This window comes from Actinomadura sp. WAC 06369, from assembly GCF_003947565.1.
GTDB classification, from domain to species: Bacteria; Actinomycetota; Actinomycetes; order Streptosporangiales; family Streptosporangiaceae; genus Spirillospora; species Spirillospora rifamycini.
Genome location: NZ_QHJN01000047.1, coordinates 18,232 through 40,632, shown reverse-complemented (window position 1 = coordinate 40,632; position 22,401 = coordinate 18,232). Strand labels below are relative to the sequence as shown.

24 protein-coding genes are annotated in these 22,401 nt (G+C 74.7%); 17 read left to right on the top strand and 7 right to left on the bottom strand.

Going from position 1 to position 22,401, the window contains the following annotated elements:
- Window positions 1–17 precede the first annotated feature (17 nt).
- On the bottom strand, window positions 18–1,133 hold the full coding sequence (locus DMH08_RS15285) for a M20 family metallopeptidase (RefSeq protein ID WP_125614931.1): 1,116 nt from the start codon (window positions 1,131–1,133) through the stop codon (window positions 18–20).
- A 16-nt stretch (window positions 1,134–1,149) separates the two neighbouring features.
- Window positions 1,150–2,160, bottom strand: a complete 1,011-nt coding sequence (locus DMH08_RS15280) for a LacI family DNA-binding transcriptional regulator (protein ID WP_199747805.1) — start codon at window positions 2,158–2,160, stop codon at window positions 1,150–1,152.
- A gap of 151 nt (window positions 2,161–2,311) precedes the next feature.
- Between DMH08_RS15280 and DMH08_RS15275 the strand changes: the two genes are divergently transcribed.
- The 8 genes from DMH08_RS15275 to DMH08_RS15240 all read left to right on the top strand — a co-directional run bounded on the left by DMH08_RS15275 (window position 2,312) and on the right by DMH08_RS15240 (window position 9,625).
- Entirely contained in the window at window positions 2,312–3,190 is an 879-nt protein-coding gene (locus tag DMH08_RS15275) for a BtpA/SgcQ family protein (protein ID WP_026402109.1), read from the top strand.
- Window positions 3,187–4,281, top strand: coding sequence for a carbohydrate kinase family protein (locus DMH08_RS15270; protein ID WP_158642311.1), 1,095 nt, complete (start codon window positions 3,187–3,189; stop codon window positions 4,279–4,281). The genes DMH08_RS15275 and DMH08_RS15270 overlap by 4 nt, the downstream gene beginning before the upstream one ends.
- Entirely contained in the window at window positions 4,278–5,294 is a 1,017-nt protein-coding gene (locus tag DMH08_RS15265; protein WP_026402110.1) for a substrate-binding domain-containing protein, read from the top strand. The genes DMH08_RS15270 and DMH08_RS15265 overlap by 4 nt, the downstream gene beginning before the upstream one ends.
- Window positions 5,294–6,061 carry an ATP-binding cassette domain-containing protein gene (locus DMH08_RS15260; protein ID WP_125614928.1) on the top strand — a complete coding sequence of 256 codons (768 nt, stop codon included), beginning with the start codon at window positions 5,294–5,296 and terminating at the stop codon, window positions 6,059–6,061. The genes DMH08_RS15265 and DMH08_RS15260 overlap by 1 nt, the downstream gene beginning before the upstream one ends.
- 1 nt (window position 6,062) lies before the next feature.
- Complete coding sequence (locus DMH08_RS15255) at window positions 6,063–7,109, top strand: ABC transporter permease (protein ID WP_051300545.1); 1,047 nt, start codon at window positions 6,063–6,065, stop codon at window positions 7,107–7,109.
- Window positions 7,106–8,173 (top strand): phosphotriesterase family protein, encoded by a 1,068-nt coding sequence (locus DMH08_RS15250; protein WP_125614925.1) that lies wholly within the window; start codon window positions 7,106–7,108, stop codon window positions 8,171–8,173. Before DMH08_RS15255 ends, DMH08_RS15250 begins: the two co-directional genes overlap by 4 nt.
- Window positions 8,174–8,255: 82 nt before the next feature.
- The gene (locus DMH08_RS15245; protein ID WP_125614922.1) at window positions 8,256–9,002 is read left to right on the top strand and encodes a glutamine amidotransferase; all 747 of its coding nucleotides are present in this window, start codon (window positions 8,256–8,258) and stop codon (window positions 9,000–9,002) included.
- Entirely contained in the window at window positions 8,999–9,625 is a 627-nt protein-coding gene (locus DMH08_RS15240; protein WP_125614917.1) for a TenA family protein, read from the top strand. Before DMH08_RS15245 ends, DMH08_RS15240 begins: the two co-directional genes overlap by 4 nt.
- On the opposite strand, the gene DMH08_RS15235 is transcribed toward DMH08_RS15240, so the two are convergent.
- The 3 genes from DMH08_RS15235 to DMH08_RS15225 all read right to left on the bottom strand — a co-directional run bounded on the left by DMH08_RS15235 (window position 9,616) and on the right by DMH08_RS15225 (window position 12,442).
- Window positions 9,616–10,575, bottom strand: a complete 960-nt coding sequence (locus tag DMH08_RS15235) for a TIGR03621 family F420-dependent LLM class oxidoreductase (RefSeq protein WP_158642310.1) — start codon at window positions 10,573–10,575, stop codon at window positions 9,616–9,618. The two genes, DMH08_RS15240 and DMH08_RS15235, sit on opposite strands and share 10 nt — an antisense overlap.
- 204 nt (window positions 10,576–10,779) lie before the next feature.
- On the bottom strand, window positions 10,780–11,298 hold the full coding sequence (locus DMH08_RS15230; RefSeq protein ID WP_026402116.1) for a GNAT family N-acetyltransferase: 519 nt from the start codon (window positions 11,296–11,298) through the stop codon (window positions 10,780–10,782).
- 73 nt (window positions 11,299–11,371) lie between these two features.
- Complete coding sequence (locus tag DMH08_RS15225; protein WP_026402117.1) at window positions 11,372–12,442, bottom strand: phosphotransferase family protein; 1,071 nt, start codon at window positions 12,440–12,442, stop codon at window positions 11,372–11,374.
- 117 nt (window positions 12,443–12,559) lie between these two features.
- On the opposite strand from DMH08_RS15225, the gene DMH08_RS15220 reads away from it, so the two are divergent.
- The 6 genes from DMH08_RS15220 to DMH08_RS15195 all read left to right on the top strand — a co-directional run bounded on the left by DMH08_RS15220 (window position 12,560) and on the right by DMH08_RS15195 (window position 18,423).
- Window positions 12,560–13,852, top strand: a complete 1,293-nt coding sequence (locus DMH08_RS15220) for an acyl-CoA dehydrogenase family protein (protein ID WP_026402118.1) — start codon at window positions 12,560–12,562, stop codon at window positions 13,850–13,852.
- Between the two features lie 35 nt (window positions 13,853–13,887).
- Window positions 13,888–14,535, top strand: a complete 648-nt coding sequence (locus tag DMH08_RS15215; RefSeq protein WP_125614911.1) for a TetR/AcrR family transcriptional regulator — start codon at window positions 13,888–13,890, stop codon at window positions 14,533–14,535.
- A 73-nt stretch (window positions 14,536–14,608) separates the two neighbouring features.
- The gene (locus tag DMH08_RS15210; RefSeq protein ID WP_026402120.1) at window positions 14,609–14,971 is read left to right on the top strand and encodes a VOC family protein; all 363 of its coding nucleotides are present in this window, start codon (window positions 14,609–14,611) and stop codon (window positions 14,969–14,971) included.
- Window positions 14,972–15,096: 125 nt separating this feature from the next.
- Window positions 15,097–15,639: a DinB family protein gene (locus DMH08_RS15205; protein ID WP_125614908.1), complete on the top strand. Its 543-nt coding sequence runs from the start codon at window positions 15,097–15,099 to the stop codon at window positions 15,637–15,639.
- Window positions 15,640–15,793: 154 nt separating this feature from the next.
- Window positions 15,794–17,227 carry a hypothetical protein gene (locus DMH08_RS15200; protein ID WP_125614904.1) on the top strand — a complete coding sequence of 478 codons (1,434 nt, stop codon included), beginning with the start codon at window positions 15,794–15,796 and terminating at the stop codon, window positions 17,225–17,227.
- Entirely contained in the window at window positions 17,224–18,423 is a 1,200-nt protein-coding gene (locus tag DMH08_RS15195) for an ARPP-2 domain-containing protein (RefSeq protein ID WP_125614901.1), read from the top strand. Before DMH08_RS15200 ends, DMH08_RS15195 begins: the two co-directional genes overlap by 4 nt.
- Here the strand turns inward: DMH08_RS15195 and DMH08_RS15190 are convergent.
- Window positions 18,416–19,228: a PIG-L family deacetylase gene (locus tag DMH08_RS15190; protein WP_026402123.1), complete on the bottom strand. Its 813-nt coding sequence runs from the start codon at window positions 19,226–19,228 to the stop codon at window positions 18,416–18,418. The genes DMH08_RS15195 and DMH08_RS15190 overlap by 8 nt on opposite strands.
- A 147-nt stretch (window positions 19,229–19,375) precedes the next feature.
- Between DMH08_RS15190 and DMH08_RS15185 the strand changes: the two genes are divergently transcribed.
- On the top strand, window positions 19,376–19,879 hold the full coding sequence (locus DMH08_RS15185; protein WP_026402124.1) for an HAD domain-containing protein: 504 nt from the start codon (window positions 19,376–19,378) through the stop codon (window positions 19,877–19,879).
- 101 nt (window positions 19,880–19,980) lie between these two features.
- A complete protein-coding gene (locus DMH08_RS15180; protein ID WP_026402125.1) occupies window positions 19,981–20,991 on the top strand; it encodes a methyltransferase in 1,011 nt (336 codons plus the stop codon).
- Between the two features lie 21 nt (window positions 20,992–21,012).
- Here DMH08_RS15180 and DMH08_RS15175 read toward each other — a convergent pair whose 3' ends face one another.
- Window positions 21,013–21,648, bottom strand: a complete 636-nt coding sequence (locus DMH08_RS15175) for an NUDIX hydrolase (RefSeq protein WP_026402126.1) — start codon at window positions 21,646–21,648, stop codon at window positions 21,013–21,015.
- A 149-nt stretch (window positions 21,649–21,797) separates the two neighbouring features.
- On the opposite strand from DMH08_RS15175, the gene DMH08_RS15170 reads away from it, so the two are divergent.
- A complete protein-coding gene (locus tag DMH08_RS15170; RefSeq protein WP_051300549.1) occupies window positions 21,798–22,376 on the top strand; it encodes a TIGR03086 family metal-binding protein in 579 nt (192 codons plus the stop codon).
- Window positions 22,377–22,401 lie beyond the last annotated feature (25 nt).

Sequence of the window (22,401 nt, the reverse complement as noted above, 5' to 3'; positions counted from 1 at the left end):
AGGGGACGCGGAACGCGTTACGCCGTCACCGGCGGGGAAGCGTCGAGCAGCCGCCGGAACGCCGCGGCGGCCTCGCCGATCCGGTGCACCGAGCACGACTCGTCCGTGACGTGCGCCTGCTCGGGATCGCCGGGGCCGTAGACCACGACGTCCGGTCCGCCGAGCATGCCCGTCAGCACCGAGGCGTCCGTGAAGTACGTCGCGTACTCGGGCTCGCGCGCGGACGCGCCGGGCGCGAGCAGCTCCAGCACGCGCGCGACGTCCGGGGAAGCGGGGTCCGTGGCGACGCCGGGCAGGTCGACGAGCCGCTCGAGCCCGACCTCCGGCCCGCACAGCTCCGCGATCGCCGCGACGGCCGCGTCCGACCCGAAGCCCGGGACGGTGCGGACGTCCAGCCGCATCTCGGCGCGGTCGGGCACCAGGTTCGGCTGCACGCCCGCGTGGAAGGTGCCGACGTTCACCGTCACCGGCCCGTGCGTCGGGCTCACCGGCCATCCCCGGTGCCCGTGGACCCGCGTCGCGGCGGCGGCCAGCGCGGCGAGGGCGTTGCGGCCCAGCTCGGGACGCGAGCCGTGCGCCGACACCCCGTGCGCGGTCGCCCGCAGCCACAGCGTGCCCTTGTGGCCCAGCACCGTCCGGTTCGCGGTCGGCTCGGCCACCACCAGCAGGTCCGTCGGGACGAGCGACGCCGGGTCGAGCCGCGCGGCGCCGTCGCATCCGGTCTCCTCACCGAACGTGAACACCAGCTGCAGCGGACGGTCGCGCCCGGCGTCCGCCGCCGCGGCGATCTGGCACGCGACGCCCGCCTTCATGTCGCTGCTGCCGCGCCCGAGCAGCCGCCCGTCCCGCACCTCGCCGCAGAGCGGGTCGAACGACCAGCCGGACGGGTCGGCGGGCACGGTGTCCAGGTGCCCGGTGAGGGTGACCGGCACGCGGGGCGCGGCCGGTCCGCGGCGGGCGACGACGTTCGCGCGCCCCGCCTCCGGCTCGTCCACGCGGACGTCGAAGCCCGCGCCGTCGAGCACTCCGGCGACCAGGTCGGCGGCGGCGCGCTCCCCGCCGGCCCGGGTGTCGGTCCGCACCAGCCGCCGCGCCAGGTCCAGCGCGTCGATCGTCGGGCCAGCCGTGTCCATTCCGTCCCCCTGCAGCTCAGGCGTCCGCGCGGGTGCTGTCGCGCACGACCAGGCTCGGCACCAGCGAGATGTGCGCGGACGGCCCGCGCTCCTCCCGCGCGGCCCCGGCGGCCGCGGCCAGCAGCCGGACGGCCTCGGCCGCGATCCGCTCGCGGGGCTGGTCCACGGTCGTCAGCGCCGGCTCGCTCAGCCGCGCGAACTCGATGTTGTCGTAGCCGGTCACCTGCACGCGTCCCGGGACGTCCACGCCGTGCGCGCGGCAGGCGCGGGTGACGCCGAGGGCGATCAGGTCGTCGGCGCACACGATCGCGTCCGGCGGGCCGCCCTCGGCGATCAGCCGCGCGGCGGCCGTCTCGCCCCACTCCACGCTGTAGTCGCCGAGGAGGACCTGCTCGGGCGCCACCGCGATGCCGAGGTCGTCGGCGCGGCGGCGGAACCCGGCGAAGCGCTGCTCGGTCGAGGAGTTGGTCAGCAGCGAGCCGACGAACGCGGCCGAGCGCGCCCCGCCCGCGTGCAGATGGTCCATGACCTGGCGCATCGCGGCGACGTCGTCCACGCCGACCCAGTCGGTGCTGGTGCCGCCGACGAACCGGTCGAGCTGGACGAGCGGCAGCCGGTCGGCCGTCTCCTGCACGGCGGCGCCGCTCAGCGTGCCGTGGCTCGGGCTGACGATGATGCCGTCGACGTTGCGGGCGACGAGCGTCGCGAGCCGCCGCGCCTCGACCTCGGGGTCGGAGCGGGCGTCGCACAGCAGCAGCTCCTTGCCCTCGCGGCCGAGGGCGTGCTCGACGCTTTCCACCAGCGAGGTGAAGAACGGGTTGGAGATGCTCGGCACGACCATGCCGACGGTGTCGGTGCGGCTGTTGCGCAGGGCCCGCGCGATCGAGTTGACCTGGTAGCCGAGCTCGTCGGCGGCCGCCCTGACCTTGCGCTGCACCGCCGCGGAGACCGGCCCGCGGCCCGACAGGACGCGCGAGACCGTCGCGGTGGAGACCCCCGCCCGCTCGGCGACCTGTGCGATCGTCACCCGCTGCAATCGATTACTCCTCCAGCCGCCGCCGGCGCCGAACCCTGCCAGATCAAGTTGAGATGTGCCGACTATACCCCCTTGACGGCCTGGGGATCTGAAATCTACGGTTCTCCAAAACTTCACTGCAATCGATTACACAGGAGGCGGCATGACGGCGGCGACGGGGAACGACGAGCGGGCGCTGGGCGTCTTCCCGCCCAGGCCGAACGCGATCGAGGAGCTGTTCGGGACCCGCAAGGTCGTCATCGGCGTCGTGCACCTGCCGCCGCTGCCGGGCAGCCCGCACTACGAGGGCGTCCCGATGGACGACGTCTGCGCGTTCGCGATCGAGGAGGCGCGGGCCTACCTCGACGGCGGCTGCCACGGCGTCATCGTCGAGAACCACTGGGACATCCCGTTCCTCAAGCCCGGCGAGCACGGCTACGAGACGGCCGCGGCGATGGCCGTCGTGACCGACCGGGTCCGGCACGCCACCGGCGGGCGGACGGGCGTGAGCGTGCTGTCGAACGCGGCCGAGTGCTCGATCGCCTCCGCGTGGTCGGGCGGCGCCGGGTTCGTCCGCGTCAACCAGTGGGCCAACGCCTACGTCGCCAACGAGGGGATCATCGAGGGGCAGGCCGCGCACGCCGCCCGCTACCGCAGCCGGATCGGCGCCGGACCGGTGAAGGTCTTCGCCGACGTGCACGTCAAGCACGGCGCGCACGCCATCGTCGCGGACCGCACCCTCGCCGAGCAGACCGAGGACGCCGAGTTCTTCGGCGCCGACGTGCTGATCGCCACCGGCTCCCGGACGGGCGACGCCGCCGCCCTCGACGAGGTCGAGGGCATCGCCGCGCACACCAGCCTGCCGGTCGTGATCGGGTCGGGCATCACCGCCGCGAACATCGGGGAGCTGCTGCCCGCCTGCGACGGCGTCATCGTCGCGTCGTCGGTCAAGGACAACGGCCGCTGGTGGGGCCGCGCGGACGCGGCGAAGGTCCGCGAGCTGACCGCCGCGGCGGCGAAGGCCGGAGCGGAACTGCCGTGATCGTCTTCTGCGGGTACGCCAACGTCGACCTGACGGTCGAGGTCCCCGTGCTGCCCGGCCCGGCGGCGCGCGTGCAGGCCACCCGCGTCCGGCGCGGCGAGGGCGGGATGGCGGCGAACGCGGCGGTGGCCGCCGCCCGGATGGGGGCCGACGCCCGGTTCGCCGGGGTCGTCGGGCCCGACCCGGAGAGCACCGCGTTCCTCGCCGCCCTCGCCGGAGACGGCGTCGACACCCGCTGGACGTCCCGGTCGGGCGTCCTCACCACGGCCGTCGTGCTGCTCACCCCGGACGGGGAACGTTCCATCATCAGCCAGGACGACCTGGTGACGGCCGAGCAGGTGGCGTCCGCGGCGGCGGCCGCCCGGCAGGCCGGCGCCTGGCTCTACCTGGACGGCTACCGGTTCCCGGCGGCCGCGGACGTGCTCGCCGGATCCGGGCGGCCGCGCCTGGTCGTCGACCTCGACGGCTGCGACGGGCCCGACGCGATGCGGGCCGCGCTCGCCGCGGCCGACCACGCGCTCGTCGGCCGCGCGCAGGCGACCGCGTTCCTCGCCCCCGACACGGACCCCGGCCCCGGCGGCCACGCGGCGGCGGACGCCGCGCTGGCCGCCGAGGCCGCCGCGCATCGGGTAAACCTGGTGGTCACCGACGGTGCGCGCGGCTGGACGCTGTTCGCGCCGGACGGCGCGCGGCACGCCGGCGCGGCGATCCGCGTGACGGCCGTGGACGCCACCGGGGCGGGGGACTGCTTCGCCGGCGTCTACTGCGCGGAGCTCGACCGGGGGACCGCCCCGCCGGACGCGGCCCGCACGGCCGCCGTCGCGGCCGGGCTGTCGTGCACCCGGCCGGGGGCGCGCGACGGCCTGCCGCACCGCGCGTCCGTCCTGTCCCGGATCCGCGCCGAGAACGACCCCCGAACCACCGCCCCCCGCCCGGACGACCGACCCGCCGACCTCCGAACGACCGAACCCCGAACGACCGACCTCCGAACGACCGAACCCCGAACGGACGGCTCCCGCCCGAACGACTCCCGCACACCGGCCCCGGACGCGCCCGCCGCGCCCGCCCGGCCCCATCGAGAGGAGACATGATGCGACACGCGGTGCGGGCCGTGGTCGCGCTCTGCCTGCTGCTGACGGCGACGGTCGGGTGCGACGTGCAGGCCAGGCGTGAGATCGCGGCCGAGAAGAAGGCCACCGAGAAGGGGCCGCCGCCGCCCGAGCGGATCGCGGAGTCCTGCGAGGTGGACGGGCGGCCGCCCAGGATCGGCGTCGTCCCGATCAACCTCCAGGCCCTCTTCTTCAACCAGATCAACACGGGCGCGAAGACGGTCGCGGACGCGGCTGGGGCGCACATGCAGGTCGTCAACGGGGACGACGACTCGGCGAAGCAGGCCGACGCGATCGACAACCTGGTCGCGGGCGACTACGACGCGATCATCGTGGACGCGGTCGACACCGAGGGCATCAAGCCCGCGATCCGGCGCGCGAAGGCCGCCGGGGTGCCGGTCGTCGCGGTCGACGCCACCGTCGACGACCCGGCCGTCGCCACCCAGGTCGGCACGGCCAACGCCGAGGGCGGCGAGCAGATCGCCGCGGAGCTGCTGGAGATGTCCGGCGGGAAGGGCGGGATCGGCGTCGTCGGCGCCCTGAACAGCACCGTCCAGAACGAGCGGCAGAAGGGCTTCACCGACGCGGTCACCGCGGGCGGCATGAAGATCGAGACGGTGGTGGACGGCCGCAACGTCCAGGAGCAGGCCCAGACCGCCGCCGAGAACCTGCTGACCGGCAACCCCGACCTGCCCTACGCGTACGCGACGGGCGAGCCCGCGCTGATCGGCCTCGCGGCGGCCGTCCGCAGCCAGGAGCGCACCGACGACATTGAGGTCGTCGGCTGGGACCTGTCCCAGCAGGCCGTGGACGGGCTCCGGGAGGGCTGGATCGCCGGCGTCGTCCAGCAGAACACCTTCACGTTCGGCCACGCCGCCATGAACGCCGCGATCGACCTCGCCTGCGGCCGGTCCGCCCCGGCGGACGTGCCCGTCCCGACGCAGATCGTCACGCCCGCGAACGTCTCGGACTACCTGTACTACCTGGAGAAGTGATGACCGAACCACCCCTGGTCTCACTGCGCGGCATCACCAAGTCGTTCGGTGTGGTGAAGTCGCTGCGCGGCGTCGACCTCACGCTGGCGCCGGGCGAGGTCCTCGGCCTCGTCGGCGACAACGGCGCCGGGAAGTCCACGCTGATGAAGGTCCTGGCCGGCGCGCTGCAGCACGACACCGGGACGATCGAGATCGACGGCCGCGAGGTGCGGTTCGGCAGCCCCGCCGACGCGCGCCGCGAGCGGATCGGGATCGTCTACCAGGACCTCGCGCTGTGCGACACGCTCGACGTCGCGAGCAACCTGTTCCTCGGGCGCGAGCCCCGCAGGGGACCGTTCATCGACCGCCGCACCATGCACCGCCGGGCCGCCGAGACGCTGTCGGAGCTGCACGTCCGCGTCAAGTCGACGTACCAGGAGATCGGGCACCTGTCCGGCGGGCAGCGGCAGGCCGTGGCGATCGCCCGCGCGGTGTCGTTCAAGCCGCGCGTGCTGATCCTGGACGAGCCGACGGCGGCCCTCGCGGTCGCCGAGGTCCGCCAGGTCCTCGCGATGATCAAGGACGTCGCGGCGCAGGGCGTCGGCGTCATCCTCATCACCCACCGGCTGCAGGACCTGTTCGAGGTCTGCGACCGCATCACCGTCATGTACGAGGGCCGCAGCGTGGACGACGAGCCGGTGTCCGCGCTCGACATCGAGCGGCTCGTCGCCCTGATCACCCGCTCCGGCGCCGCCACCGGGCCCGAGTCCACCGAGGAGGTGGCCTGACATGACCGTGCAGGCCCCGCCCGCGCCCACCGTCCGCGCCGAGACGCCCGGCCTGTGGGAACGCGCCAACAAGGCGACCCTGGCGATGGCGGGCGTGACCGTCGCGCTGTTCGCGGTCTTCGGGATCGCCTCCGACAACTTCCTGACCTTCGACAACATGTCGAACCTGGCGACCCAGGTCGCGATCACGCTGATCGTCGCGGTGGCGATGACGTTCGTGATCACCACCGGGCAGATCGACCTGTCGGTGGGGTCGACGGTCGCGTTCGTCGCCGTCCTGACCGCCGAGATGCTCCAGGCGGGCTGGGACTCCTCCCTCGTGATCGTCGCGGCCCTGCTGGCCGGGCTGTTCTGGGGCGGGGTGAACGGCTACCTGTCGGCCTACCACCGGATCCCGCCGTTCATCGTCACGCTCGCGACGATGTCGGTGATCCGCGGGCTGGCGCAGCTGTGGACCGAGGGCTTCTCGGTCCCCATCGACGCCCGGCTGTACGTCGCCAAGATCGGCCGCGCGGAGTTCCTCGGCTTCTCCGCGCTGGCGTGGATCGCGCTCGGCACCGTGGTGATCGGCGCGGTGCTGCTCGCCAAGACCCGGTTCGGCAACTACGTCAACGGGATCGGCTCGCAGGAGGAGTCGGTCCGCCGCGCCGGGGTGAACACGAACCGCATCAAGATGGTCGCGCTGATGCTGACCGGGCTCGCCGCGGGCGTCGCCGGGCTGCTCACCGCGGCCCGGCTCGGCTCCGGCTCGGCGAACTCCGCGCAGGCGTTCGAGCTGACCGTGATCGCGGCGGTCGTGCTCGGCGGCACCGACCTGTTCGGCGGCCGCGGCACGATGACCGGCACCGTCATCGGCGCGCTGATCACCGGGATGATCGCCAACGGCCTGACGCTGCTCGGGGTGAGCCCGTTCCTCACGCCGATCGTCACCGGCCTGGTGCTGCTCGCCGCGATCTGGCTCAACCTGCGCGGCCACGGCATCGCGGAGCTGGGCGCGCACCTCCTGGGACGCGGCCGCGGACGGGACCGCGCGAAGGAACCCGCGTGACCGGGGACCGGCCCGCCCGCGGCGCGGCGGTCGAGGTGGCCACGGTGACCGGCCCGGCGTCCAGCGCGGACCTGGGCCTCACCCTCACCCACGAGCACCTGCGCAACGACGTCCGGAAGGCGGTCGGCGCGCCGGCGGACCCCGCGCTGGCGTACCTGCGCGACGCCCGCACGACCCCCGAGCTGGCCTGGCTGCTGCGCGAGGAGCCGTACGCCTGCCTGGACCACTGCACGCTGGACGACGACGCCGCGATGCTCGCCGACCTGCGGTCCTTCGCGGCCGCGGGCGGCGGGACGGTCGTGGACGTCACGCCGGGCGGCCTCGGCCGCGACCCGCTCGTCCTGCGGGCGTTCGCCGAGCGCAGCGGCCTGCGGATCGTCATGGGCTCCGGCTGGTACCTGGAGCCGTACCACCCGCCGCACCTGGCCGGGACGGACGAGCGCGGCCTCGCGGCCGAGCTGGTCGCGGAGCTCACGGACGGCGTCGCCGGCACGGGCGTCCGTCCGGGCGTGATCGGCGAGATCGGCGTGTCGCCGGACTTCACGCCCGCCGAGCACCGCGCGCTGCGGGCCGCGTCCCGCGCGCAGCGGGAGACCGGCGTCCCGCTCTACGTGCACCTGCCCGGCTGGCAGCGGCGCGCGCACGAGGTCCTCGACATCGTCCTGGACGAGTACGGCGTGCCGCCCGGCGCGGTGGTCCTGTGCCACATGGACCCGTCCCACGACGACCCGGGCTACCAGCGCGCGGTCGCGGACCGGGGCGTCTGGCTGGAGTTCGACATGATCGGCATGCCGTTCCGCTACCCGGGCGAAGGGCAGTCGCCCGCCGCGCACGAGACCGCCCGCGCGGTCACGTGGCTCGTCGTGCACGGGTACGGCGGGCGGCTGCTGCTCAGCCACGACGTCTTCCTCAAAAGCATGCTCACCGCCTACGGAGGCAACGGCTTCCGGTACGTGCCGACCCTGTTCGTCCGGCGCCTGACCGAGCTCGGCGTCCCGCGCGGCGTGGCGGAGGGCCTGCTGCGCGACAACCCCGCCCGGCTGTTCGAGGCCGCCGCGGCCTGACCGGCGCGGTCCCCGCGACCGTCCGGCGCCCGCGCGGCGGCCGAGCACCCACGACCGACCCATCCGAAAGAGAGGAACCACAGTGAGCCGCGTCCTGATCGCAGGAGAGAGCTGGGTCACCCAGTCCACCCACATCAAGGGGGTGGACTCGTTCACCACCACCTCCTACGTCACCGGCGTCGAGCCGCTGCGCCGCGCGCTGGAGGGCCGGGGCCACGAGGTGGTGCACATGCCCGCCCATCTGGTGCCGGCCGAGTTTCCCGGGGACGCGGACGCCCTGGCGGCCTACGACGTCGTCGTCCTGTCGGACATCGGCGCGAACTCCCTGCAGCTCGCGCCGGAGGTGTTCGAGCAGGCCGTCCCGGGCCGGGACCGGCTCGGGGCGCTGCGCGACTGGACGCGGGACGGCGGCGGCCTGCTGATGGTCGGCGGGTACCTGTCGTTCACCGGGTTCGAGGCCAAGGGCGCGTTCCGCAACACGGTCCTGCACGAGGCGCTCCCGGTCGAGCTGCTGCCCGAGGACGACCGGGTGGAGCTGCCCGCCGGGGCCGGTGCGGCCGTCACCGACGCCGGCCACCCGGCGCTCGGCGGCGTCGCGGGGGACTGGCCGGTGCTGCTCGGCTACAACCGGGTCAAGGCCCGGGAGGGCACCGAGGTCCTGGCCACGCTGAACGGCGACCCGCTGGTCGCCGTCGCGGGGTACGGCGCCGGCCGCTCGGCGGTGTTCACCTCCGACTGCTCGCCGCACTGGGCGCCGCGGCCGTTCTGCGAGGACTGGGACGGCTACGCGAAGGTGTTCGGCGGCCTGGTCGAATGGCTCGCGGCGTGACGCGTTCGCGGGCGCTGCTGGACGCGTGCGCCGAGCCGCTCGAGCGGGCCGCGGCCATGCGGTTCGCCGAGGACGTCCGCACGGGTGCCCTCGGCGTGCAGGAGTTCGCCGACTACCTGGAGATCGAGGCGTCGTTCGTCGCCACCGCCGCGCGGCTGCACGGGCTGGCGATCTGGGACGCGCCGGACGCCGCGGCGATCGAGCGGAACGCGGCGGCCGTCCACGCGCTGACCACCGAGCAGGCCGACTACTTCCGCGCCGCCCGCGCGGCCTGGCCGGTCCCGGCGCGTCCGGGCGCGGCGGCGCGCGGCGCGGTGCTGTCGGAGTTCGCGCTGGCGGCGGCCCGCGAGGGCGGGCACCCGGCCGTGGTGACGGTGATGTTCGCCGCCGAGAGCCTGTACCTCGCCTGGTGCGGCCGGGCGCACCGGGAGGGCCGCGTCCCGGCGGGGCCGGTCGCCGACTGGGTCGCACTGCACGCGGGTGACGCGTTCCGGCGGGGCGTCGAGGCGCTCGCGCGGGAGGTGGACGCGATCCCCGCGGACGTCCCGGACGACCGGCTCGCGCGCTGGTTCGCCGGGATGCTGGGAGCGGAGATCGCCTTCCACGACGCCGTCTACGCCTGACGCGGCCGACCGGCCAGGAGCGCCACGACCGGCGCGAACTCCTCCATCGCCGAGTCGGGCACCTGGTAGTAGGTGAACCCGTAGCGCTCCCGGCGCTCGGTCATCTGCGCGGCGATGTGCTCGGGCGGCCCGACGAACTGGGTCGGCATGCCCAGGACGAGGTCGGCGTCGGCGCCCCAGCCGCGCGCCGCCGCCACCCGGGCGGCGGCGGCGCGCGGGTCGGCGCCGAACCGCGGCGTGACCATCATGCTCAGCTCGACGTCCCGGTCCCCGGCGGCCTCCCGGACGCGGTCGACCTTGCGGGCGATCGTGTCCGGGAGCCGCTCGGTGATCGCGTCGGAGATGGCGCCCTCGGGCAGCGCCCGCGGCAGGATGCCCACCGTGTCGGCGTGCCGGCCGGCGATGCCGAGCATCCGGGGGCTTCCGGCGCCGATGACCAGCGGCGGGCGCCGCGCGGGCCGCGGGAAGACGGTCAGCCCGTCGATCCGGTAGTGCTCGCCGGCGAACACGGTCTTCTCGCCGGCCAGGAGGCTGCGGAGGATCAGCAGCGACTCCTCCAGCCGCCCGACCCGTGTCCCGGCGGCGTCGAAGGGGATCCCGGCCGCCGCGTACTCGGCCCGCAGCCATCCGGCGCCGATGCCCAGCTCGAACCGCCCGTCCGACAGGTGGTCGAGCGTCGCGGCCTCCTTCGCGAGCAGCACCGGGTGCCGGTAGTCGTTGGCGAGGACCATCGTGCCCAGCCGCAGGGTGCCCGTGACGGCCGCCGCCGAGGCGAGCGCGACCATCGGCGCGAGCTGGTCCCCGAAGGGCTCGGTCACGAAGTGGTCGCGCAGCGTCAGCGTCGCGTAGCCCAGCTCCTCCGCGCGGCGGGCGGTGGCGGCCAGCTCGGCGCCGGACCGGATCGACTCCCCGACGACCCCGAAGCGGAATGCGCGTGCCTGTTCGTCCATGGCCCCGAGCATGGCGCCGGTTCGGGCGGCGGCGCTGGCAGGAAAACGACGTGGGCTTCGCGAACCGGTGCGGGGGTCGGCGGACGCGCAGACCGGCGGGACGGGCGAGCGGCTCGGTCGCCGTCCGTGCGGCGTAAGGGCGTCACCGACTGCCCGGCCCCACCGGTCCGTTCCAGCGTGCGTCGCGGACGGCCCGTCCGCAAGTCACCGGGCGCCGTGCGGTTCGACGCGCTGGGCGAGCAGCCGCCCCGGCCAGTCGCCGACGGTGAACTCGGCCACCGGCTCGAAGCCGTTGCGGCGGTAGTACTCCACGAGCCGCCCGTCCCCGCCGCCGTAGCAGTCGACCCGCAGCAGCCGCGCGCCGCGCGCCGCGGCCTCCCGCTTCGCCTCGGCGATGAGGGCCGCGCCGACGCCGTGCCCGGCGAACGCGCGGTCGGTGACCAGCAGCGAGATGTACAGCTCCGGTTCGCCGGCGGGCTCCACGTAGGGCATCGGCTCCGGTCCGGCCGCCATGAACCCGGCGGGGCGGCCGTCGATCTCGGCCTCCCACACGCCGTTGTCGCGCGCGATGCCGGTGATCCGCTCCACCCGGCGCGGGTCCCGCGACCACGGCTCGGTGCCCCACTGCCCGGACCGCCCCTCGCGGACGAGCCATTCCACCGCGCCGTCCAGCATCGCCAGCATCGCGGGCGCGCTCTCCGGCCCGCCCCTGCGGATCCTCATGTGCCACCTCCGCCGGTGATCATCGCACGGCGGGACGGCGGAACGGCGGGACGGCGGGGGCGGCCGCCCGGCGTCAGGCGGACGCGATGAAGGTCTGCGCGCGGCGGAAGAGGCCGAGGGTGATCGAGTGGAGCAGGTCGCCGGTCTCGCGCGGCGCCTTCCCGGCGCAGGCGCGGGCGTGCGTGCCCTCCAGGACGATGCCGAGCTTGAAGCACGCCAGCACCGCGTACCACCGGATGGCCGCCAGGTCGCGCCCCGCGACGGCGTCCGCGCGGCCCGCGTAGGCGTCGACGAGCTCGTCCGCGGCGGGCAGCCCGCCCGCGGCGCCGAGCGGTCCGGCGAGCGCGGCGCTCTCGTCGTCGCGGTCCGGCCAGGTGGCCAGCAGCCAGCCGAGGTCGAGCAGCGGGTCGCCGATCGTGCACATCTCCCAGTCGACGATCGCGGCGATCTCCGGACCGGTGGGGGAGTACATCAGGTTGGCCAGGTGGTAGTCGCCGTGCATGATCCCCGGCCGCCACGTCGCCGGGCGCCGCTCCCCGAGCCAGCGCGCGACGTCGTCCAGTCCGGGGATGTCGGGGCCGGGGTAGCCGTCGAGGGCGCCGTAGGAGTCCAGCTCCGCGGTCCACCGGCCGACCTGCCGCTCCAGGAAGCCGGCCGGCTTGCCGAAGTCGGCGAGCCCGACGGCCTCGTGGTCGACCGCCCCCAGCGCCGCCAGCGCGCGCGCCGCGTTCAGGCCCATCTCGTGCCGGACGGACGCGTCCTTCGCGTGCGGGTCCGGGAGGGTCACGGAGGCGTTGAACCCGTCGACCGGGGTCATCAGGTAGAACACGGCGCCGTTCATCACGGACTCGTCGGGGCAGGCGGCGACCAGGCGCGGCGCGGGCACGTCCGTGCCGTCCAGCGCGCCCAGCACGCGGGCCTCCCGGCGCAGGACGTCGTTGGTGCGGGCCCGCAGGTGCGCGGGGCCGCGCCGCAGCACGTACTCCCGGCCGCCGCGCCGGAACCGGACCAGCGTGTTCTGCGTCCCGCCGGTCAGCGGCGCGACGTCCTCGAACGGCCCCTCGGGCAGGCCCCGGGCGTCCATCCACCCGGCGAGGACCTGGAAGTCCACGAGCGCGCGATCGATCTGCTCAGGCTGCTGCACGGCGGGGTCCCTTCGACACGGCGTAGTACCGGAGAGTAACAGTCATGCACTTGCATTACTCGCTCAATCACATGCATTATCGGCGGGACGCCAGCCACCGACGGCAGGAGACGCGCCATGGCATGGGACTTCGAGACCGACCCCGCCTACCAGGAACTCCTCGACTGGGCCGACGCCTTCGTGCGGGACGAGGTCGAACCGCTCGACCTCGTCCTCGGCAGCCCCTACGACAAGTCCGACCCCCGCTACAAGACGCTGGTGCGGCCCCTCCAGGACCGGGTGCGCGAGAAGGGGCTGTGGGCGTGCCACCTCGGCCCCGAACTCGGCGGCCAGGGCTACGGCCAGGTGAAGCTGGCGCTGCTCAACGAGATCCTCGGCCGGTCGCGCTGGGCGCCGTCGGTGTTCGGCTGCCAGGCCCCCGACTCCGGCAACGCCGAGATCATCGCCCACTTCGGCACGCCGACGCAGAAGGAGCGCTACCTGCGGCCGCTGCTGGACGGCGAGATCTCCTCGTCGTACTCGATGACCGAGCCGCACGCCGGCGCCGACCCCACCCTGTTCACCACGCGGGCCGTCCGCGACGGGGACGGCTGGGTCGTCAACGGCGAGAAGTGGTTCTCCTCCAACGCCCGGCACGCCGAGTTCCTGATCGTCATGGCGGTCACGAACCCCGACGTCAGCGCGTACGAGGGCATGTCGATGTTCATCGTCCCCGGCGACGCGCCCGGCCTGGTCACCGTCCGCAACGTGGGCGTCGGCGGGGAGCGCGAGGGGTCGCACGGGTACCTGCGCTACGAGGACGTCCGCGTCCCGGCCGAGAACCTCCTCGGGGACGAGGGCGGCGCGTTCGCCATCGCCCAGACGCGGCTCGGCGGCGGCCGGATCCACCACGCCATGCGGACGATCGCGCAGGTCCGCAAGGCGTTCGACATGATGCTCGAGCGGTCGGTGTCCCGGCAGACCCGCTTCGGGCCGCTCGCCAAGATGCAGATGACCCGGGAGAAGATCGCCGACAGCTGGATCGAGATCGAGCAGTTCCGGCTGCTCGTGCTGCGCACCGCCTGGCTCATCGACAAGCACCGCGACTACAAGAAGGTCCGCAAGGACATCGCCGCCGTGAAGGCCGCGATGCCGAAGGTGTACCACGACGTCGTGCAGCGGGCGATGCACCTGCACGGCGCCCTCGGCGTGTCGAACGAGATGCCGTTCGCGTCCATGATGATGGGGGCGCAGGCCATGGCGATCGCGGACGGGCCCACCGAGGTCCACAAGATCACCCTGGCCCGGCAGCTGCTCCGCGACGTCGAGCCGGTCGAGGGCCTGTGGCCGTCCGAGCACCTGCCGACCCGGCGGGAGGCGGCGCGCGAGCGGTTCGCCGACGCCCTGGAGCTGGCGATCGGCGAGGAATGACGGGCGAGTGACGGGCGAGTGAGGGACGGCGCGGGATGAACGACACCCGGGAACGGCTGCTGGACGCCGCCGAGCGGCTCTACGCCGAACGCGGGGTGGACGCCGTCAGCCTCCGCGAGATCGTGCAGGCGGCGGGCGTCCGCAACGCGACGGCCGTCCAGTACCACTTCGGCGACCGCGCGGGGATGGTCCGCGCCGTTTTCGCGCGGCACGCCCCCGAGGTCGAGGCGCGCCGGCACGCCCTGCTGGACGCCTGCGAGGCGGACGGCGGCGGCGACCCGGAGGCGGCCGTGCGGGCCCTCGCCGCCGCGCTCGTCCGCCCGCTGACGGCACGGCTCGCCGACCCGTCCGGACGCGCGTTCCTGCAGGTCTGGGCGGACGTGCTGAACCGCCCGGACCCGATCGTCCCGGTCGCCGTCCTGGACGACCCGTCCGACAGCCTGTGCCGCTGGCGCGCGCTCGTCGAACCCCTGCTGGAGGAGGACGCGGCGCGCCTGCACCGCCGGTTCACCGCCGTCCGGTACGCCGCCATCGAGGTGGCGCGCCGCGCCCGCTCCGGCCCCCGCACCGACGACCGCCTGTTCACCAGCTACCTGATCGACGTCGTCGCCGCGATCCTCGGCGCCCCGGTCTCGCCGGAGACCCGCCGCCTCGCCGCCGAACGCGACGCCGCCCGCGGGTGACATTCGTCCAAGACGGGCCCGCGCACCCGGGCGCAGAGTGGGCATGTATCCCGCGATGACCAGGGAGGACGACATGGCGAACGAGAAGAACGGCGCGATCAGCCCGATCGTCGGCTACACCGACGTCGAGAAGGCGCTGGCGTGGCTGGAGCGGGCGTTCGGGTTCGAGGTCCAGGCGGTGCACCGGGACGACGACGGCACCATCGTCCACACCGAGATGCGGCACGACAACGGGGTGCTCATGCTCAGCGGCGGCAACCCCGGGAAGGCGGCCAACTACGTCGTGGTGGCCGACCCGGACGCCCACCACGACCGGGCGAAGGCCGCGGGCGCGGAGATCTTCCGCGAGCTCGCCGACAAGGACTACGGCTCCCGCGACTACGCCGCCCGCGACCTGGACGGCAACGAGTGGTACTTCGGGACCTACCGGCCCTGACCGCCGGCGCCGCCCGGCCCTGCCGCCCGGCCCCTGGCGCCCGGTCCCGGCCGGACGCCGGGGCCGGGCGCCGGGGCCCGGAAAACCCGGAGACCCGGACCGGGCCCCTCTGCCAGGGTTGGCCGATGACCATGTCCCGAACAGAGCTGCTGCGCTGGCAGTTCGACTTCACCTGGGCCCTGTCCGAGTACCACCTCGACCGGCTCGTCCCCGCCGACCACCTGTGGGAACCGGGGCCCCTGTGCTGGACCGTCCGCCCCAGCGCCGACGGCGGCTGGGAGCCGGACTTCGCCGAGACCGAGCCCGACCCCGTGCCGGTCCCCACCGTCGCCTGGATCACCTGGCACATCGGCTGGTGGTGGGGCGTCGCCCTCGACCACGTGCACGGGCGCCCCCCGCGCGACCGCACGGAGATCGTGTGGCCGGGGGAGGAGAAGGCCGTCGCCTGGCTGCGCGGCCTGCGCGCCGAGTGGGCGGAGGCCCTCGACGGGCTCACCGACGCCGACCTCGACGCCCGCACCGCCTACCCGTGGCCGGAGGACGCCGGATACACCGTCGCCCACACGGCCGGCTGGGTGAACGCCGAGCTGATGAAGAACGTCGCCGAGATCGGGCAGCTCCGCATGCTGCGCGCCGCGTCCGGCGGCGCGGACGCGGGCGGAAAATGAGCGGAACGCGCTGATCGCCCGATGCTACGGTTCGGGTGCCGGCCGCGGGACTCCAGGTGCGACTTCCGGAACCCGCCTTTACAGCGATGATTCGCCGCTCGCGCCCCCCATTCCCCGGCCGGCACCCCCCCATCCCCGGCCAGAGCGGGACGCCATGACCGAGACGTTCGCCGACCTGATCGCGTGCGAGGACGCGCTGATGTTCGTCAACGCGGCGATCACCTCCACGGGGCAGCGCGAGTTCCACCACGCGCAAGGCGAACAGCGGCTCAGCCTCGACTTCCTGCACGAGTACATCCTGGAGAACTACCGGAACCTGTACGCGGCGGCGCTCGCGCTGAACGTCAACGACCACAACGCCGCGAAGATCGTCCTGAACCTGCTGCTGCGGGCGGGCGACGTGGACGCGCAGCGGCGCCGCCGCGAGGGGCGGCTGATCGCGCGGCGGCTCGAACTGCTGCCGCCGCAGCGCGTCTACCGGCTGTTCCGCGAGCTGCGCCGCCGCGGCGTCAACAACCGGCGCACCCGCGCGATCATGCGGGACTGGATGGCGGCCCGCCCCGACCCCGCGTTCGACGCGGTGAAGTACCGCGGCGCCGTCAAGAGCGCGATGCGGCACGCGCACGTCCGCCCCGGCGCCGCCGCCGGCGGGGAGCTGGGCCCGTTCCTGTTCGCGCCGCGCGGCGTCAAGCGGTTCGGCACGCCCGTCTTCGAGACGTGGCGGCGGGCGCACTTCGAGCGGGAGGCGCTGTACGACCTGCCGTACACGGTCGCGGAGGGGTTCGCCGCCAAGCACAAGGTGCCCCGGGAGGTCTTCCTGCAGCGCATCGAGGCGCGGATGACGCGGCTCGAACGGCTCCGCCTCCAGGAGAGCGCGGGCGTCGGCGCGGACCTCGGCGCGATGCCCCTCACGCGGCTCGCGACGTACGTGCTGTCGCTGCCGCTGGACGACCGCGCCCGGCGCCGCGCGGAGCTGACCGAGGCCCTGCGCACGTCCGCGCGGCGCGTCGCGGGCGCCGCCCGCGGCTCGTGGGGGCGGGTGGCCGCCGTCCTGGACGACAGCCACTCGGCCTCCGGGTCCGGGCAGAAGCGCCGCCGCCCGCTCGCCGTCGCGCTCGCCGCGTCCTGCCTGCTCGAGGCGCTCGCGAAGGAGTACACGCCGCTGTGGACGTCGGGCCGCACCGACGAACTGCTGGTGTACCCGTTCGGGCCGACGCCGCTCGGCGAGCGGATCCTCGACGCGCTGGAGACCGGCCCCGAACGGCTGATCATCGTGTCGGACGGCTGGGACAACGCGCCGCCCGGCCTCGCCGCGGACGTCCTGCGGATCTGGCGGTCGCGCCTGGACTCCGGCCACCGGTACGGCGGCGCTCAGCGGGTCCAGATCACGCACCTGAACCCGGTGTACGACGCCGACGACTTCGACGTCCGACGGCTGGCGCCGACCGTCCCGACCGCCGGGATCCGCGACGCCGAGGACCTGCCGACCCTCGTCGAGCTCGCCCGCTTCGCCGAGGGGCGCGTCGGCCTGGCCAGGCTGCAGGCGCACCTCGACGACCGGACCGCGCGCTTCCTGGAGGACTCATGACGTTCGGCCTGGACGGGCTGGAGACCCGCCCCTCGCAGACGTGGGGCTCGATCCGGCTGGTGCCGCTGGTCCGCGACGAGCCCGTCCCCGGCCTGCGGCTGCACCGCGTCGCGTTCGAGGAGCCGGTGTCCGTCGTGGACGTCGGCGACGGAACGGCCTACGCGTCCTACATCCCGCACGCGTTCGTGGCGCGGTGGGACGGCGGCGACCAGACGCCCGGCGCCTCCTACGGCGCCAGCCTGCTGGAACGCGACACCGCGCCCGCGCCGGAGCGGATGCCGATCCGCACCGTCCGGCGCATGGCGCGGAAGGCGGGCAAGGACCGGCTCCGGTTCCTGCCGCTGCACCTGGCCGTCGAGGGCTACCTCGCGCTGCACTTCGGCGGCCCCACGATCGCCTGGGAGGAATGGTCCCGCAAGGCGATCACCCAGGGGCTGTCGCCGCGCGCCGAGGCCGCCTACCTCGGCCACCGGGTGCGCGGGCTGGAGGACGCGCTCCGCGTCTTCGAGATCCACCCCGGCCAGTGCGGCGTGCTGGTCTACGTCGCCGACGCCCTCGCGAGCGCGTTCGTCGTCCCGCACCCGGACGACTACCGCGCGCTCCACGCGACCCTCGTCGAGGACATGTTCGGCGAGACGGTCTACCTCCACGGGCTGCTCGCCGCGCGGACGGGGGACGTGTCGGCGGGGATCGACGACGCGCAGATCCGTTCGCTGGCCGACCTGCGGACCGCCGCCGACCTCAGCCGCGCGGAGTGGGCGGCGTTCCACGACGGGGTCATGGCCCGGTGGCTCTTCGACGAGCGCGCGACGTACCGGAGCGTCCAGCGGCTGCGCGGGTTCCGCCTCACCCGCTTCCTCCCGTCGTTCGAGATCAAGCGGGAGAACCACATCGGCGAGGCCATCGCCGACGAGGACGGCCGCCTCGCCTACCTCAAGACGTTCCGGCTGTCGGAAAGCCAGATCCGCCGCGGCCACCTGCTGAACTCGCTGGCCGAGCACGACTGGCGCCTCGCCGACGCGGCCGCCGCGATGCACGTCACCGAGGCGAACCTGGCGCTGCGGATCGACCGCGCCGGCTACGGGAACCTGCTGCGCCGGGACGTCCTCGACATGTACCGCGCGCGGGCGCGGCGGGGCGAGACCTACCGCCCCCGCCCGCCCGGCGGACCCGCGGGCGGCGGCGCGGTCACCTGAGGCCGGCGAACAGGTCGTCCTCCAGGTCCGGGGCCGGGACCCGGCTGAACCGGCGGACGAACGCCTCCCGCGCGAGCACGAGCGGCCGCACGTCCTCGGGCATGCGCAGGATGAAGATGTTCTCGCCCTGGCTGGCGTGCGCCTGCAGCGCCTTGAACTTCCGCTCGGTGTACGCCGACACGTCGACCGTGGTGGTGACGAGCTCGTCCGGGGTGCCGAAGTCGTCCGGCGGCTCGAACCCGAGATCGATGCCGAGCTCCCGGGCGCCCTCGATCATCTGCCGGACGCCGGACCGGGGGACCGCGGTGTAGTAGAGCTTGTCGGGCACGCCGGAGCGCTCGGCGGCGGCCACCGCGATCCGGTGCGCCATGATGTGGTCGGGGTGCCCGTAGCCGCCGTTCTCGTCGTAGGTGACGACCACCTGCGGCCGGTACTTCTCCATCAGCGCGACCAGCGGCGCGACCGCGTCGTCGAGCGGCACGTTCGCGAACGCGGCCGGGTCGTCGTTGCCCGCCCACCCGACCATGCCGGAGTCGCGGTGGCCGAGCAGCTCCACGCGGTCGATGCCGAGGTGCCCCGCGGACTCCTCCAGCTCGGCGAGGCGGCGCCGCGCGACGCCCGCCGCGTCGTGCCCCGGGTCGCCGGGCTTGAGACCGCCCTCGTCGTCGCCCTGCTCCCCGTTGGTGCAGGTCACCAGCACCGTCCGGACGCCCTCGGCGGCGCAGCGCGCCAGCACCCCGCCGGTGCCGAGCACCTCGTCGTCGGGGTGGGCGTGGACCGCCATCAGCGTGAGTTCCTGGGGCATCTCGTGCGGCTCCTCGGCTTCTCTCCCGGGACGACGCCGGTGACGCCCGGCGCGGCACCGCCGCGTCGTCCGGCACGATCAACTCTACGGCGGCCGAAGCCGGAAAATTACCTCCTCATCCGCGCCCCGATCGCCTACCGTCCAGGTATGGGGTCGCCGGTGATTCTCCTGGACGTCGACGGGGTGCTGAATCCTTTCCAGAGGCCGAGCCGCCGTTTCAAGCGGCACCGGTGCTCGCCGAACGGCATCACCTACGAGCTGTGGCTCAACGCGCGGCACGGGCCGGCGCTGCTCGACCTGGCCGAGTCGACCGGCGCCGAGCTGGCCTGGGCGAGCTACTGGTGCGACAACGCCAACATGTGGATCGCCCCGCGGATCGGGCTGCCCGTGGCGCTCCCGTACGTCCCCATCCCGCGGTTCCCCGGCGCGGACGAGGGCGTCTCGCTCGGCGCGTGGAAGGCGCGGCACGTCGCCGCCTGGGCGGAGGGCCGCCCGTTCGTCTGGTTCGAGGACGAGCCGGACGCGACCGAGCGCATCGCCGCCGCCCCCGACGTCGCCGAGCACCTCCTCGTGGAGATCGACCCCATGACCGGGCTCACCGACGAGCACCTGCGGACGGCCGGGGACTGGCTCCGCGCCTTGGCCCGCTGACCCGGCGCCCGCCCGGGCCGCCGGTCTCCGCTGGTTGCATTCGTCCAAGACGCGCCCCGCTCCGGCTCCTTAACGTCGTGCGCAGACGAGAGGAGCCATCGATGTCGGCACGACCAGCGCTGCTGGACATGGCATTCGGATACATGCCCGCACAGATCATCCACACCGCCGCCGAACTGCGGCTCGCCGACGCCCTCGCGGACGGCCCCCGGACGAGCACCGACCTCGCCGCGCGGACCGGCGCCCACGCGCCGTCCCTGTACCGGCTGCTGCGCGGCCTGGCCTGCCTGGGCGCGGTGGAGCAGAAGGAACGCGACCTGTTCGCCCTCACCGACGCGGGGCGGGCGCTCCGCGCGGACGGGCCCGGCTCCGTCCGCGCGCTCGTCCGGCTGTTCTGCGGGCCGGACGTGTGGGCGTCCTGGGGCGACATGACCGGGACGCTCCGCACCGGCGAGGACGCGTGGCGGCGGGTCACCGGACGGACGTCGTTCGAGTCGTTCGCCGCGGACCCGGAGCTGTCGGCGACGTTCAACGCGGCGATGGCCGAGCACACCCGCACGATCGCCCCCGCGATCATCGGGGCGCACGACTTCGCCCGGTACCGGACGATCGCGGACCTCGGCGGCGGCGACGGCACCCTGCTCGCCGCGATCCTGCGGGCCGTCCCGGGCCCGCGCGGCGTGCTGTTCGACCTGCCGCCCGCCCTCGCGGCGGCGCCGGAGGTCCTCGGCGACGTCGCCGGCCGCTGCGAGATCGTCCCCGGCGACTTCTTCGCGTCCGTGCCGCCCGGCGCCGACGCCTACCTGCTCAAGAGCGTCCTGCACGACTGGGACGACGAGCGCGCCGCCGCGATCCTGCGCACCTGCCGCGCCGCGCTGCGCCCGGACGCCCGCGTGCTGATCCTCGAGCAGGCGATGCCCGAGGTCGTCACCCCCGACGACCGCGGCACCGTGATGAACGACCTCAACATGCTCGTGTCGGTGGGCGGGCGCGAGCGCACCGAGGACGAGTTCCGGGAACTGGCGCGGGCCGCCGGGCTGTCCGTCGCGTCGATCGGCGGGCCGCTGCCGCCGTCCGGCTACCGCGTCATCGAGGCGCGGCCCGCGGACTGACCGGGCGCTCCCCGGACAGGTTCAGTGGCGCGTCCAGTCGGGCTGCGCGAAGTCGGCGACCCGCGCCCGCCCGCCCAGCAGCACCACCTCGCGGAACTGCCACAGCAGCGCGCCGGTCGGCGCGTGGACCCGCCAGTCCGGGGCCAACCGCATCTGGAGCATGCTCCCGCCGTCCGGCTGCGGCACCCACCGCGGCGTGTCGTCGGCCGCCAGCCGGCGCAGGCTCGTGTGGTGCACCGACCGGACCTCGCGCGGGTCGGGGACGAGCGGGCCGGGATCGTCCAGCGCCACCACGACCGGGGTGATCGCGAACCCGGAAGCGGCCGGGAAGTCGTCGAGCCGGCCGAGGACGTCGGCCGCGCCCGCCGTCAGCCCGATCTCCTCGCGCAACTCGCGCAGCGCCGCGCGCTCGGGCGTCTCGCCGTCCTCCGCGCGCCCGCCGGGCAGCCCCCACTGCCCGGCGTTGCGGCCGCGGTCCGCACGCTTGATCAGGACGACCGAGGGCGCGCCGTCGTGCTCCAGCACGCACAGCACGACCCCCGCGCGGCGCATGCCCGGGGCGTCGGGAACGGTCGTGTGGGCGAACGCGGCCAGCCGTTCGGCCGCGACCTCGCGGAACGCCGCCAGGTCGTCGAGGGGGGACGCGGGAGGGGCCATGGGGCCGATCCTGCCAGGATGCCCGGCGCCCCGCCGGGTAGGGGTCGGCGCAGCGGGCCGCCAGGCCGTGTCGCGTTTCTCCAAGACGGCGCGGCCGGGCCCGCGTAGCGTGGCCGCGTCGATTCGAACAGATAAGCGAAGGAGGGGTCATGGACCTTCGTCACCGGATGCTTCCCGCCGCCGAGGCCGCGGCGCGGATCGTGCTGGAGATACCGGAGGCCCGGCTGGACGACCGCACCCCCGACCCCGAGTGGGACGTGCGCGCCCTGGTCAACCACCTGATCCTGTGGACGTCCCGGGGCGAGAACGCCGCCCGCAAGGAGCCGACGACCGGGCCGGGGGAGGACCACGACTTCACGGCCGAGCCGCGCTGGGCCGAGCGGTTCGAGGAGCAGGCGCGCCGGACGGCCGAGGCGTGGCGCGACCCCGCCGCCTGGGAGGGCACCACCAGCCTGACCGGCAACAAGGAGGGCATGCCCGCCCCGTTCGTCGGCGGGATCCTCTACGGTGAGTTCGTCGTGCACGGCTGGGACCTCGCCGTCGCCACCGGACGCGACCCCGGGTTCCCGCCCGAGGTCGTGCAGGACGCGTGGGAGCAGCTCGTCCCGACCGCCGAGGTCGGCCGCGAGTACGGGGCGTTCGGCCCCGAGGTGCCCGTCCCCGAGACGGCGCCGCTGCTGGACCGCCTCGTCGGGCTCGCCGGCCGCGACCCGAACTGGCGACCCTGAGCGGTCCTGACACCGATTTGGCCGA

Bases quoted from the DNA above. Each gene is read 5' to 3' on its own strand.
- DMH08_RS15205 (WP_125614908.1), top strand. From the start codon at position 15,097: ATGACCATGTCCCGAACAGAGCTGCTGCGCTGGCAGTTCGACTTCACC.
- DMH08_RS15210 (WP_026402120.1), top strand. From the start codon at position 14,609: ATGGCGAACGAGAAGAACGGCGCGATCAGCCCGATCGTCGGCTACACC.
- DMH08_RS15230 (WP_026402116.1), bottom strand. From the start codon at position 11,298: ATGAGGATCCGCAGGGGCGGGCCGGAGAGCGCGCCCGCGATGCTGGCG.
- DMH08_RS15195 (WP_125614901.1), top strand. From the start codon at position 17,224: ATGACGTTCGGCCTGGACGGGCTGGAGACCCGCCCCTCGCAGACGTGG.
- DMH08_RS15190 (WP_026402123.1), bottom strand. From the start codon at position 19,228: ATGCCCCAGGAACTCACGCTGATGGCGGTCCACGCCCACCCCGACGAC.
- DMH08_RS15215 (WP_125614911.1), top strand. From the start codon at position 13,888: ATGAACGACACCCGGGAACGGCTGCTGGACGCCGCCGAGCGGCTCTAC.
- DMH08_RS15170 (WP_051300549.1), top strand. From the start codon at position 21,798: ATGGACCTTCGTCACCGGATGCTTCCCGCCGCCGAGGCCGCGGCGCGG.
- DMH08_RS15175 (WP_026402126.1), bottom strand. From the start codon at position 21,648: ATGGCCCCTCCCGCGTCCCCCCTCGACGACCTGGCGGCGTTCCGCGAG.
- DMH08_RS15235 (WP_158642310.1), bottom strand. From the start codon at position 10,575: ATGGACGAACAGGCACGCGCATTCCGCTTCGGGGTCGTCGGGGAGTCG.
- DMH08_RS15285 (WP_125614931.1), bottom strand. From the start codon at position 1,133: ATGGACACGGCTGGCCCGACGATCGACGCGCTGGACCTGGCGCGGCGG.
- DMH08_RS15220 (WP_026402118.1), top strand. From the start codon at position 12,560: ATGGCATGGGACTTCGAGACCGACCCCGCCTACCAGGAACTCCTCGAC.
- DMH08_RS15255 (WP_051300545.1), top strand. From the start codon at position 6,063: ATGACCGTGCAGGCCCCGCCCGCGCCCACCGTCCGCGCCGAGACGCCC.
- DMH08_RS15180 (WP_026402125.1), top strand. From the start codon at position 19,981: ATGTCGGCACGACCAGCGCTGCTGGACATGGCATTCGGATACATGCCC.
- DMH08_RS15200 (WP_125614904.1), top strand. From the start codon at position 15,794: ATGACCGAGACGTTCGCCGACCTGATCGCGTGCGAGGACGCGCTGATG.
- DMH08_RS15265 (WP_026402110.1), top strand. From the start codon at position 4,278: ATGATGCGACACGCGGTGCGGGCCGTGGTCGCGCTCTGCCTGCTGCTG.
- DMH08_RS15275 (WP_026402109.1), top strand. From the start codon at position 2,312: ATGACGGCGGCGACGGGGAACGACGAGCGGGCGCTGGGCGTCTTCCCG.
- DMH08_RS15260 (WP_125614928.1), top strand. From the start codon at position 5,294: ATGACCGAACCACCCCTGGTCTCACTGCGCGGCATCACCAAGTCGTTC.
- DMH08_RS15185 (WP_026402124.1), top strand. From the start codon at position 19,376: ATGGGGTCGCCGGTGATTCTCCTGGACGTCGACGGGGTGCTGAATCCT.